The following is a 12,248-nucleotide window of genomic DNA, read 5'->3' on the forward strand; positions in this document are numbered from 1 at the left end:
GGGCAAATCGGGCGAGTCGGGCGCATCGGGCGCATCGGCCGAGTCGGCAGCGGAGGACGGCCGATGAAGGACATGCCCCTGTCGACGCCGTGGCTGCGGGTGCAGTTGGCGCTGCGCCGCATGAATCCGGTGCTGGCCGGCGCGCTGGCGCTGGCGCTGGCCCTGGTGGTGGCGGTGCTCCTGATGGTGCAGGCGCTGGTCGACCTCGACGAGGAATACGCGGCGGCGCGGCGCCAGGCGGCGGCGCCGACGCCCTTGCCGTCCGCGCTGCCGGCGCCGCCGCCGAGCGCCGACCAGAACCTGGCGCATTTCTATGCCTCGCTGGGCGAACGCGGCAAGGTCGACCGCCAGCTCAAGACCCTGTTCGCGCTGGCCGCGAAGAACGGCCTGCTGCTCCGCCAGGGCGAATACCGCAGCGCCCAGGACCGCGCCGGGCGTTTTCTCACCTACCAGATCACGCTGCCGGTGACCGGCCGCTATGGGGCGATCTGGCAGTTCGCCTTCGACGCGCTGCGCGCGCTGCCGCATGCCGCGCTCGACGACGTCGCGTTCCGGCGCGATGCGATCGGCAGCGAGACGGTCGAGGCGCGCCTGCGCCTGACCTTGTACCTGGCGCCCATGCCGGGAGTGCCGCGATGAAGCCGCGCCATCTTGCCATGGGCGTCGCCCTGGCGGCAGCCGCGGGCCTGGCGATCTTCGGCGACAGGACGCCGGAGGATGCCGTGGCCGAACCGGTCGAGCGCGCGCAGGCGTTGGCGGCGCAGGCGCCTGCGCGCGCCGCCGCGGCCGCCGGAAACGAACAAGACAAGGCCCCGGTCATCCTGCGCCAGCTCGATCGCGAGGTCCTGATCGGCGACAGGGGCGAGCGCTTCAACGCGGGCGGGCATGGCGGCGAAGACGGCGTGTTCGCGCGCCAGGACTGGACCCCGCCGCCGCCAGCGCCGCCGCCGGCCCCGCCGCCGCCGCCGCCCAGCGCACCGCCGCTGCCGTTCACCTTCATCGGCAAGTCGCTGCAGGACGGCGTCTGGGAAATCTACCTGGCGCGCGGCGACCGCACCCACCTGGTGCGCGAGAACACCGTCATCGACGGCGCCTACCGTGTCGATGCGATCAAGCCGCCGGTGCTGACCCTGACCTACCTGCCGCTGAACCAGGTTCAGCAGCTCAATATTGGAGTATTCGACTGATGGTTCGTATCCGCACATGCATGCTGGCTGCCGGTCTCGGGGTGCTGCTGCTCGCCGGCTGCGCCGGGCAGCGCGCCTACCAGGAAGGCAATGCGCTGGTGGCGCGGGACCAGGTCGCGGCCGGCCTGGTGAAATACCAGGAAGCGGTGAGCGCCGACCCGCGCAATCCCGCATACCGCGCGGCCTACCTGCGCGCGCGCGACAGCGCGGCCGACCGCCTGCTCAGGCAGGCCGAGGCCGCGTTCGCCGACGGCCAGGCGGAACGGGCGCTGCAGGACTACCGCCGGGTGCTGGCCTTCGACCCGGCCAACGAGCGCGCCCGCAGCGGCCTGCGCCAGGTCGAGGCCGACCGCCGCCATGCCGGCATGCTGGACGCGGCCCGCGCCGCCGTCGAAAAGGGCGACTTCGATACCGCACGCGAGAAGCTGGGCGCGATCCTGACCGAGCGCCCGGGCCACGAGCCGGCGCGCCTCCTGATGCTCGAGGTCGACGAGAAGGCGGCCGCCAGCCCTGGCGGCGAAGCGGCCCTGGCCGCGGCTTTCCGCAAGCCGATCAGCCTGGAGTTCCGCGACGCGCCGCTCAGGCAGGTGTTCGAGATCATCTCGCGCCATTCGGGCCTGAACTTCGTGTTCGACAAGGACGTCAAGACTGACCAGCGCAGCTCGATCTTCCTGAAGAACAGCACGGTCGAGGCAGCGGTCTACTACCTGTTGATGACCAACGGGCTCGAACGCCAGGTCATGGACGGCAACACCGTCCTGATCTATCCGAACGTGGCGGCCAAGCTGAAGGAATACCAGGAGATGACGGTCAAGACCTTCTTCCTGGCCAATGCCGAGGCCAAGAACATCGCCAACACCTTCAAGACCATCCTCAAGGCGCGCGACGTGGTGGTGGACGAAAAGCTCAACCTGGTGATCCTGCGCGACAGCCCGGAGGCGGTGCGCGTGGCCACCCGGCTGGTGGCGCTGCAGGACGTGCCCGAACCGGAAGTCATGCTCGAGGTCGAGGTGCTCGAGATCAAGCGCAGCCGCGTCACCGACCTCGGCATCCGCTGGCCGGGCGCGGTGTCGTTCTCGCCGCTGGCCACGCTGGACGGCGTGCCGGTCACCATCGACGAGCTGCGCGGCCTGAACAGCCGCAACGTCGGCACCCTGAGCGAGCTGACGGCCACGGTCAATGCCAACAAGACCGACGGCGATTCGAACACCCTGGCCAATCCGCGCATCCGGGTGCGCAACAAGGAGAAGGCCAAGGTCGTGATCGGCGACAAGATCCCGAACATCTCGACCACGATCTCGTCGGGGGTGGGCGGCTTCGCGTCCGAATCGGTCAACTACGTGGACGTGGGCCTGACCCTGAACGTCGAGCCGACCATCTACCTGAACAACGAGGTCGGCATCCGCATCTCGCTCGAGGTGAGTTCGCTGGGCGAGTCGGTGACCACCCGATCCGGCACCGTCGCCTACCGCATCGGCACCCGTTCGGCCACCACCTTCCTGCAGCTCAAGGACGGCGAGAACCAGGTGCTGGCGGGCCTGATCAGCAACGAAGACCGGTCCGGGGCCAGCAAGGTGCCGGGCATCGGCGAGCTGCCGATCATCGGCCGCCTGTTCGGCAGCACGCGCGACTCGAACGACCGCACCGAGATCGTGCTGTCGATCACGCCGCACCTGGTGCGTACCGTGCAGCGCCCGCCGGCGGCCGCCTCCGAGTTCGGCGCCGGCACCGAGGCCAGCTTCCGCCGCCGTCCGGACAACACCGCGCGCGCGCCGGTGCAGTTGCCGGTGAATGCCAATGCGGCCGCCGCGGCGCGACCCGCAGGCGCCCCGGCGGCGCCGGTGTCGGTGCCGCCGTCCCAACTGCCGGTGACGCCGCAGGGCGGTTCGCCGCAATCCGGTCCGCCGCCGTCGGCGCCCGCGCCGAACATCCAGGTCGTGCCGGTGCCGCCGCCGCCCGCCCAGGCAACACAGCGCTGATGGCCAAACGCGGCTTCACGCTCATCGAGCTGCTGGTGACGCTGGCGATCCTGGCCCTGCTGGGTACGCTGGCGCTGCCGGCGGCCCAGGTCACGGCGCAGCGCCGCGACGAGGTGGAACTGCGGCGCGCCTTGCGCGAGATCCGTGCCGGCATCGACGCCTACAAGAAGGCCAGCGACGAAGGCCGCGTGGCCAAGGCCGCCGGCAGCTCGGGCTATCCGCCGCGCCTGGCGGTCCTGGTCGAGGGGGTACGCGACCTGCGCAGCCCGAAGCAGGCCCGGATCTACTTCATGCGGCGCCTGCCGCGCGACCCTTTCCATGCCGACCCGGAGAGCGCGGACGCCGACACCTGGGGCAAGCGCAGCTACGCCAGCGAGCCGGACGAGCCGAAAGAAGGGGAGGACGTCTACGACGTCTACTCGATGTCCGAGAGGCCCGGCCTGAACGGCATCCCCTACAACAAATGGTGAGCACGATGCCCAGCCGCCCGCATTCCCGCCCGCATTTCCCCTTGCACCCGCGCGCCTTCACCCTGATCGAACTGCTGGTGGTGCTGGGCATCGTGGCCCTGCTGCTCACGCTCGCGGTGCCGCGCTTCTTCCCGAGCATCGACTCGACCCGCGAGACCATCCTCGCGGAGAACCTGCGCAATACGCGGGCCGTGATCGACCAGTTCCGCGCCGACACCGGGCGCTATCCGGATTCGCTCGAGCAGCTGGTCGAAAAGAAGTACCTGCGCGAGCTGCCGATGGACCCGATCACCGAAAGCCGCGAGACCTGGATCGTGGAGCCGCCGCCGGAAGGAGAGCAGGGCGAGCTCGGCAACGTGAAGAGCGGCGCCCCGGGCAATGGCCGCAAGGGCAAGCCCTACGGGGAGTGGTAGATGCGCGCCGGCGCCTGTCCACGCCGGCAGCAGGCCGGGTTCACCTATCTTGGGCTGATCATCTTCGTGTTCATCGTCGGCCTGGTGGGCGCCGCCACGCTGAAGATCGGCGCGCTGCTGCAGCGCGCCCACGCGGAACAGGAGCTGCTGGAGATCGGCGCGCAGTTCAGCGCAGCGCTGAAGAGCTATGCGGATGCGACCCCGCGCGGCCGGCCGCCGCAGCCGATGAGCCTGGAGGAGCTGTTGCGCGACACGCGCTTCCCGAGCCCGCGCCGGCACCTGCGCAAGATCTTCGTCGATCCGGTCGGCGGCAAGGCCGAATGGGGGCTGGTGCGGGCCGGCGCGGGCGGGCGCATCCTGGGTGTGCACAGCCTGTCGCAGGCGGCGCCGCTCAAGCAGGGGAATTTCGACAGGCGCTTCCCCGGCTTCGACAGGCGCGAGCATATCTCGGACTGGACGTTCATGGCGGACCAGCAGGGTGTGGCGGCGCCCCTCGCGCCCGGCGCCCGTCCGCCTGGCATCCCGCCGCCCCTGCCGGGAACGCTCACGCCACCGCCACCGCCGCAAGCGCCCGTGCGCGAGCCGCCGCAGCCGGAGTTGCAGCCGGAGTTGCAGCCGGAGCCGGAACCCGATCCGCCGAAGGACGCAGTGCCGGCGGACGAGCCGCCGCCCGAGCCGGAAGAGGAGCAAGCTGACGAGCCTGCGATCCAGTCACAGGATTCGGGGAGCTAGGGTGGTCCGGGGCGGGTCGCCTACTTGGCGCGGCGCTTGAAGTCGCGCGGACGGAAGCCCAGCAGCATCAGCACCGCGAAATAGGCGAGGGCGGCGACGCCGATGATCGCCGCCAGCGCGCCCGCGCGCAGCAGCGGGGTGGCGCGCAGCGCGATCCAGTCGAATTGCAGCTGGCCGAACCACGACACCGCGCCCATCACGCTCACCGCCACCAGCAGCTTGAAGAAGAACTTGCCCCATCCCGGTTGCGGCACGTAGATTCCGCGGCGGCGCAGCCCGCTGTAGAGAAAAGCGGCGTTGATGCAGGCGCCCAGGCCGATCGACAGCGCCAGGCCGGCCACGCCGAAGCCCAGCCGCCATACGAACACCAGGTTGAGCAGCTGGGTCACGACCAGCACGCCGAGCGCGATCTTCACCGGCGTGCGCACTTCCTGGCGCGCGTAGAAGGCCGGCGCCAGGGTCTTGACCAGGATGAAGCCGAGCAGGCCGGCGCTGTAGGCCATCAGCGGCAGCGAGGAGGCCCGCACGTCGGCGGCATCGAACACGCCATAGTGGAACAGGGTGGCGATCATCGGCACCGCCAGCGTCGCCATGCCGACCGAGGAGGGCAGCGCCAGCAGGAAGGTCAGGCGCAGGCCCCAGTCCAGCAGCGAGGAGTATTCCTGGGTATCGCCTTCGGTATTGGCCTTGGCGAGGCTGGGCAGCAGGATGGTGCCCAGCGCCACGCCGAGCAGGGCGGTGGGGAATTCCATCAGGCGGTCGGCGTACTGCAGGGCCGTCACCGCGCCGGCTGCCAGGCTGGCGGCGATGGTGGTGTTGATCAGGAGGCTGATCTGCGCCGCCGACACCGCGAACACGGCCGGCCCCATCTTGCCCAGCATGCGGCGCACGCCGCTGTCGCGCAGCCCGGTCATCGGATTGAGCGCGATGCGCGGCAGCATGCCGAGCTTGACCAGCGAAGGAATCTGGACCGCCACCTGGGCCAGGCCGCCGACGCAGACGCCCACCGCCATCGCGTAGATCGGCTGCTCGAACCAGTCGGCCAGCACCAGTGCCGACACGATGAAGGAGATGTTCAGCAGCACCGGGGTGAAGGCCGGAATCTTGAACTGGCGCCAGGTATTGAGCACGCCGCTGGCCAGGGCCACGAAGGCCATGCAGGCGATGTAGGGGAACATCATGCGCGTCATGACCACCGCCGCGTCGAAGGCCGCCAGCTCGCGCTGCAGGCCACCGCCGATCAGGTAGATCAGCAGCGGCGCGGCGAGGATGCCGACGATGCTGGTGAGCACGGTGGCCCAGATCAGGACGGTGGCCACGTGGTCGACCAGGGTCTTGGTGGCGGCCTGGCCATGCTTGGTCTTGTATTCGGTCAGGATCGGGACGAAGGCTTGCGAGAACGCACCCTCCGCGAACAGCCGCCGCAGCAGGTTGGGCAGGCGGAAGGCGATGTTGAAGGCATCGGTGAAATTCGAGGCGCCGAAGGTGGCGGCAAACAGGCTGTCGCGCAGCAGACCGGTCACGCGGGACACCATGGTCATGCTGGAAATTGCGGCGAGGGTACGGAGCAGGTTCATGGCGGGCGATTATACTTGGGCAACACCCGCACAGGACCGGCACACGCTGGGCAAACGCGAGAATTATTCGTCCAGCCTATGAGATTGGGACGACAATTATGCATTTATGAATTGCCCTGATCGGTTTCCTTCGCTATAATCGTGGGCTGTACTGAATTCTGTTAGCAGACACTAATCGTTGGGCAGGCACCCGTCGTACACCAATGAGGAGCGCCGGTTTCACTCGCTAATGTTTGCAAACGCAACTTGACCCCGATTTAGGAAATTTCATGGCAAATACCGCACAAGCGCGCAAACGCGCTCGTCAAGCAGTTAAGCAAAACGCGCACAACTCGGCACAGCGTTCGACCCTGCGTACCGCAATCAAGGCAGTTCGCAAGGCCATCCAGGCTGGCGACAAGGCCGCTGCGACCACCATCTTCCAGCAGTCCGTGTCGACCATCGACAGCATCGCTGACAAGAAGATCATCCACAAGAACAAAGCAGCCCGCCACAAGAGCCGTCTGGCCGCTGCCCTGAAGGCACTGTCCGCTTAATAGCGAGGTGCGTGCGGCCCCTGGGCCGCGCAGGCAGTTCTGTGCAGAGAAAGACCCGCCCGACTTCGGTCCCGGCGGGTTTTTTCGCTCCTTGCGCACGCTCCAGCCTGCTTCGCGCCGGCCCTGCCGGCGGAGGCGCCATATTCTAAAACCGTGGCGCACAGTAAAATACTGGTGCATAATGTGAAACGCCGTCTTATGTCTTATAGAAGACTTCAGCAAGTCTTGCAGTTGCAGACCCGAGCGTTACCACCTGTTTTTTGACATCGCGCCGATCGCGCGAGCATCGAGGAAAAAGCGTATGAGCAGTGATCCGACCATCATCTACACCCTGACCGACGAGGCACCGCTGCTGGCGACCCACGCCTTCCTGCCAGTCGTCAGCACCTTCACCAAGCCGGCCGGCATCAAGGTCGAGCAGAGCGACATCTCGGTCGCCGCCCGTATCCTGGCCCAGTTCCCGGAAAACCTGACGCCTGAGCAGCGTGTGCCGGACGCCCTGAGCGAGCTGGGCAAGAAGACCCTGGAGCCGGACGCGAACATCATCAAGCTGCCGAACATCTCGGCCTCGGTGGGCCAGCTGGTCGCCGCGATCAAGGAACTGCAGGGCAAGGGCTACAATCTGCCGGACTACCCGGCCGACCCGAAGACCGACGAGGAAAAGGCCATCAAGGCCCGCTACGGCAAGTGCATCGGCTCGTCCGTGAACCCGGTCCTGCGCGAGGGTAACTCCGACCGCCGCGCGCCGAAGGCGGTCAAGGAATACGCCCGCAAGAACCCGCACTCGATGGGCGAGTGGTCGCAGGCATCGCGCACCCACGTGTCGCACATGACCCACGGCGACTTCTACCACGGCGAAAAGTCGATGACCCTGGATGCCGCCCGCGAAGTCAAGATGGAGCTGGTCACCAAGTCGGGCCAGACCATCGTCCTGAAGCCGAAGGTCGCGCTGCAGGCCGGCGAAGTCATCGATTCGATGTTCATGAGCCGCAAGGCCCTGCTGGACTTCTACGAGAAGCAGATCGAGGACGCCAAGGACACCGGCGTGCTGTTCTCGCTGCACGTCAAGGCGACCATGATGAAGGTGTCGCACCCGATCGTGTTCGGCCACTGCGTGCGCATGTTCTACAAGGACGCGTTCGAAAAGCACGGCGCCCTGTTCGACAGCCTCGGCATCAACGTCAACAACGGCATGGCCGACCTGTACAACAAGATCGCCGACCTGCCGGCCTCGCAGCGCGAAGAGGTCGAGCGCGACCTGCACGCCTGCCAGGAGCACCGTCCGGCGCTGGCCATGGTCGACTCGGCCAAGGGCATCACCAACTTCCACTCGCCGAACGACGTGATCGTCGACGCATCGATGCCGGCGATGATCCGCGCCGGCGGCAAGATGTACGGCGCCGACGGCCGCCTGAAGGAAGTCAAGGCGGTCATTCCGGAATCGACCTTCGCCCGTATCTACCAGGAAGTCATCAACTTCTGCAAATGGCACGGCGCCTTCGATCCGAAGACCATGGGCACCGTCCCGAACGTCGGCCTGATGGCCCAGCAGGCCGAAGAATACGGCTCGCACGACAAGACCTTCGAGATCCAGGAAGACGGCGTGGCCAACATCACCGACCTCGCCACCGGCGAAGTGCTGATGAGCCAGAACGTCGAGCAGGGCGATATCTGGCGCATGTGCCAGGTGAAGGACGCCCCGATCCGCGACTGGGTCAAGCTGGCGGTCACCCGCGCGCGCAACTCGGGCATGCCGGCCGTGTTCTGGCTCGACCCGTACCGTCCGCACGAGAATGAACTGATCAAGAAGGTCAAGACCTACCTGAAGGATCACGACACCACCGGCCTGGACATCCAGATCATGTCGCAGGTGCGCGCGATGCGCTACACCCTGGAGCGCGTCAAGCGTGGCCTGGACACCATCTCGGTGACCGGCAACATCCTGCGCGACTACCTGACCGACCTGTTCCCGATCCTGGAACTGGGCACCAGCGCCAAGATGCTGTCGATTGTTCCGCTGATGGCCGGCGGCGGCATGTACGAAACCGGCGCCGGCGGTTCGGCGCCGAAGCACGTGCAGCAGCTCACCGAAGAAAACCACCTGCGCTGGGATTCGCTGGGCGAGTTCCTGGCCCTGGCCGTGTCGCTGGAAGACCTGGGCCTGAAGACCGGCAACGGCAAAGCCAAGGTGCTGGCCAAGACCCTCGACACCGCCACCGGCCGCCTGCTGGACAACCGCAAGGGTCCGTCGCCGAAGACCGGTGAACTCGACAACCGCGGCAGCCAGTTCTACCTGTCGATGTACTGGGCCCAGGAACTGGCCGCGCAGACCGAGGACGCCGAACTGGCGGCCAGGTTCGCGCCGCTGGCGGAGCAGCTGGCACAGAACGAACAGAAGATCGTTCAAGAAATGCTGGAAGTGCAGGGCAAGCCGGCCGACATCGGCGGCTACTACAAGGCCGACGAAGCCAAGGTGAAGGCGGTGATGCGTCCGAGCGCGACCTTCAACGCGGCGCTGGAGTCGTTCGCGGCTTGATTTAGCTTTCGCTGTGAATGAAAACGCCGACCCGAGGGTCGGCGTTTTTTTTTTAGGGTGGTCGGCTGTGCCGACCGCGCGTCCAGCCGTAATACGCGTCGCCACAACGCATCCATGAGTTGAACGCGCGGGCGGGAGACCCGCCCACCCTACGTATACTGGACTTCGGCGAATTCGCCCGGCATCAGGGGATGCGTCGCCAGCGAAAACGGCCCGATGCTCGAGCGCACCAGGCGCAGGGTCGGCAAGCCGACCGCCGCCGTCATCCGCCGCACCTGGCGGTTCTTGCCTTCTTCCAGCGTGATCGCGATCCAGCTGGTCGGCTTGTCCTGGCGCGTGCGGATCGGCGGGTTGCGCGGCCACAGCCACCCGGGCTCGGCAATGCGCACCGCCTTGCACGGCCTGGTCACGAAGTCGCCCAGGTCGAGCGGCGCCTGCAGGCGCGCAAGCTGCGCGCCATCCGCCTCGCCGTCCACCTGCACCAGGTAGGTCTTGGCTTCCTTGTGGTCAGGGTGCGCGATCTTGTGCTGCAGCTTGCCGTCGTCGGTCAGCAGCATCAGGCCTTCGCTGTCGGCATCGAGCCGCCCGGCAGGGTAGATATTGGGGATGTCCAGGTAGTCGGCCAGGGTCGCGCGGCCGTCCTGCGCCGAGAATTGGCAGAGCACCTGGAAGGGTTTATTGAAGAGGATCAGAGGCATGGAAGGCGAATGGGTACATAAAAGGCGTTGCGTAGCGCCTCGGAAAATACTGGTGCATAATGCAAGATGCTGGGAAGCTGTCTTGTACAAGACTTGCCGCCATATTCCGCATTGTAGATGAAATGCAGGCCATGCCGGCCGGGAGCAGCGGCCTGCCAAGCGACCACATGGGAGATCACGATGTACCAACATATCAAGGTGCCGGCCGACGGCCAGAAAATCACCGTCAACGCCGACTTCTCGCTGAATGTGCCGGACCATCCGGTCATTCCGTACATCGAGGGTGACGGCACCGGCATCGACATCACCCCGGTCATGCTCAAGGTCGTGGATGCGGCCGTGGCCAAGGCCTACGGCGGCAGCCGCAAGATCAGCTGGATGGAAATCTATGCCGGCGAAAAGTCGACCAGTGTCTACGGCCCCGACGTGTGGCTGCCGGCGGAAACCCTGGACGTGGTGCGCGACTATGTGGTGTCGATCAAGGGCCCGCTGACGACCCCGGTGGGCGGCGGCATCCGCTCGCTCAACGTGGCGCTGCGCCAGGAACTCGACCTGTACGTCTGCCTGCGCCCGGTGCGCTACTTCGCCGGCGTGCCGTCGCCGCTGAAGCAGCCGGAGAAGACCGACATGGTGATCTTCCGCGAGAACTCCGAAGACATCTATGCCGGCATCGAATGGGCCGAAGGCTCGGCCGAGGTCAAGAAGGTCATCAGCTTCCTGACCGAAGAAATGGGCGTCAAGAAGATCCGCTTCCCGGAGACCTCGGGCCTGGGCATCAAGCCGGTCTCGCGCGAAGGCACCGAGCGCCTGGTGCGCAAGGCGATCCAGTACGCGATCGACAACGACAAGCCTTCGGTGACCCTGGTTCACAAAGGCAACATCATGAAGTACACCGAGGGCGGTTTCCGCGACTGGGGCTATGCGCTGGCGCAGAAGGAATTCGGCGCCGCGCCGATCGACGGCGGCCCGTGGTGCAAGTTCAGGAATCCCAGGACCGGCCGCGAGATCACCGTCAAGGATTCGATCGCCGACGCCTTCCTGCAGCAGATCCTGCTGCGCCCGGCCGAATACAGCGTGATCGCCACCCTGAACCTGAACGGCGACTATATCTCGGATGCGCTGGCGGCCCAGGTGGGCGGCATCGGCATCGCACCGGGCGCCAATATGTCGGATTCGGTGGCGATGTTCGAAGCGACCCACGGCACCGCGCCGAAATACGCCGGCAAGGATTACGTGAATCCGGGTTCGCTCATTCTTTCGGCAGAGATGATGCTCCGCCATATGGGGTGGGTCGAAGCGGCCGATCTGATCATCAGCGCGATGGAACGCGCGATTACCTCGAAAAAGGTCACTTACGACTTCGCGCGCCTGATGGAAGGGGCGACCCAGGTGTCGTGTTCGAGCTTCGGCGAAGTGATGATCGAGCAGATGTAAACGCCCTGTTTCCCGTCTGGATGAGAGTAACAGCCCCCGCGCTGGACAGCGCCGGGGCTGTTTTACGAGGAGCAGCGATGGCATACCAGGCGGACTTCGAGCGGATCGCCGGTTTCATCTACGGCTTTCACCGCATTGCCAATCCCGAGAAACTGCGCGCCCTGGCCGGAGAAGGCGCGGTGCCGGCGAGCTTGTGCGAACGCGGCGCGGCGCTGGCCCGGCGTTTCGATGCGGTGCTGGCCGACTGGCAGGAAGACGCCCGGCTCGAGCGTGGCGATTCGGTCGGCGACGCGCGCATCGCCGCACTGTTGCAGGACACCCGCGACTTCGAGGCCGAACTGGCTTATGCTCGTACCCAGGGCGGCGCGTACTGAAAGCCGGACGGCGAGGGCAGGGCCGGCAGGACGAAAAAAAACCCCGCCATGGCGGGGTTCCTTGCTTCCGGGAGGGGAACGATTACATGCCCTGGATGTTGGAAGCTTGCTTGCCTTTCGGGCCTTGCGTGACTTCGAATTGGACTTTTTGACCTTCTTTGAGGGTCTTAAAACCGTTCATATTGATTGCGGAGAAGTGTGCGAACAGATCCTCGCCGCCGTCATCAGGAGTGATGAAGCCAAAGCCTTTGGAATCATTGAACCACTTAACAGTACCAGTTGCCATAAAAGAACTTTCAAATTTTAACTAAT

At 66.2% G+C, this 12,248-nt stretch carries 13 protein-coding genes; 10 read left to right on the plus strand and 3 right to left on the minus strand.

Features of this window, described 5'->3' with window-relative positions; all coding sequences use genetic code 11:
* The first annotated feature begins 63 nt into the window (after positions 1-63).
* The 6 genes from IM543_08305 to IM543_08330 are packed head-to-tail and all read left to right on the plus strand — an operon-like array spanning position 64 to position 4,781.
* Entirely contained in the window at positions 64-639 is a 576-nt protein-coding gene (locus IM543_08305; protein ID QOY95819.1) for a hypothetical protein, read from the plus strand.
* Positions 636-1,187 (plus strand): hypothetical protein, encoded by a 552-nt coding sequence (locus tag IM543_08310; GenBank protein ID QOY95820.1) that lies wholly within the window; start codon positions 636-638, stop codon positions 1,185-1,187. The genes IM543_08305 and IM543_08310 overlap by 4 nt, the downstream gene beginning before the upstream one ends.
* Positions 1,187-3,166 (plus strand): general secretion pathway protein GspD, encoded by a 1,980-nt coding sequence (locus IM543_08315; GenBank protein ID QOY95821.1) that lies wholly within the window; start codon positions 1,187-1,189, stop codon positions 3,164-3,166. The genes IM543_08310 and IM543_08315 overlap by 1 nt, the downstream gene beginning before the upstream one ends.
* Positions 3,166-3,636, plus strand: coding sequence for a type II secretion system protein (locus IM543_08320; GenBank protein QOY95822.1), 471 nt, complete (start codon positions 3,166-3,168; stop codon positions 3,634-3,636). Before IM543_08315 ends, IM543_08320 begins: the two co-directional genes overlap by 1 nt.
* On the plus strand, positions 3,630-4,049 hold the full coding sequence (locus IM543_08325) for a type II secretion system protein (protein ID QOY95823.1): 420 nt from the start codon (positions 3,630-3,632) through the stop codon (positions 4,047-4,049). Before IM543_08320 ends, IM543_08325 begins: the two co-directional genes overlap by 7 nt.
* On the plus strand, positions 4,050-4,781 hold the full coding sequence (locus tag IM543_08330; GenBank protein ID QOY95824.1) for a type II secretion system protein: 732 nt from the start codon (positions 4,050-4,052) through the stop codon (positions 4,779-4,781).
* Between the two features lie 20 nt (positions 4,782-4,801).
* Here the strand turns inward: IM543_08330 and murJ are convergent, their stop codons facing one another.
* Positions 4,802-6,358 (minus strand): murein biosynthesis integral membrane protein MurJ, encoded by a 1,557-nt coding sequence (gene murJ / locus IM543_08335; protein ID QOY95825.1) that lies wholly within the window; start codon positions 6,356-6,358, stop codon positions 4,802-4,804.
* 269 nt (positions 6,359-6,627) lie between these two features.
* On the opposite strand from murJ, the gene rpsT reads away from it, so the two are divergent.
* The gene (gene rpsT, locus IM543_08340; protein ID QOY95826.1) at positions 6,628-6,894 is read left to right on the plus strand and encodes a 30S ribosomal protein S20; all 267 of its coding nucleotides are present in this window, start codon (positions 6,628-6,630) and stop codon (positions 6,892-6,894) included.
* A 301-nt stretch (positions 6,895-7,195) separates the two neighbouring features.
* The gene (locus IM543_08345; protein ID QOY95827.1) at positions 7,196-9,430 is read left to right on the plus strand and encodes an NADP-dependent isocitrate dehydrogenase; all 2,235 of its coding nucleotides are present in this window, start codon (positions 7,196-7,198) and stop codon (positions 9,428-9,430) included.
* A 149-nt stretch (positions 9,431-9,579) separates the two neighbouring features.
* On the opposite strand, the gene IM543_08350 is transcribed toward IM543_08345, so the two are convergent.
* On the minus strand, positions 9,580-10,128 hold the full coding sequence (locus tag IM543_08350; protein ID QOY95828.1) for a pseudouridine synthase: 549 nt from the start codon (positions 10,126-10,128) through the stop codon (positions 9,580-9,582).
* A 180-nt stretch (positions 10,129-10,308) separates the two neighbouring features.
* On the opposite strand from IM543_08350, the gene icd reads away from it, so the two are divergent.
* Positions 10,309-11,562, plus strand: coding sequence for an NADP-dependent isocitrate dehydrogenase (gene icd / locus IM543_08355; GenBank protein ID QOY95829.1), 1,254 nt, complete (start codon positions 10,309-10,311; stop codon positions 11,560-11,562).
* A 77-nt stretch (positions 11,563-11,639) separates the two neighbouring features.
* On the plus strand, positions 11,640-11,936 hold the full coding sequence (locus tag IM543_08360; protein ID QOY95830.1) for a hypothetical protein: 297 nt from the start codon (positions 11,640-11,642) through the stop codon (positions 11,934-11,936).
* A gap of 82 nt (positions 11,937-12,018) precedes the next feature.
* Here IM543_08360 and IM543_08365 read toward each other — a convergent pair whose 3' ends face one another.
* Entirely contained in the window at positions 12,019-12,222 is a 204-nt protein-coding gene (locus tag IM543_08365) for a cold-shock protein (protein ID QOY95831.1), read from the minus strand.
* Positions 12,223-12,248 lie beyond the last annotated feature (26 nt).

This window comes from Massilia sp. UMI-21 (assembly GCA_015277795.1).
Taxonomy (GTDB): Bacteria; Pseudomonadota; Gammaproteobacteria; order Burkholderiales; family Burkholderiaceae_D; genus Telluria.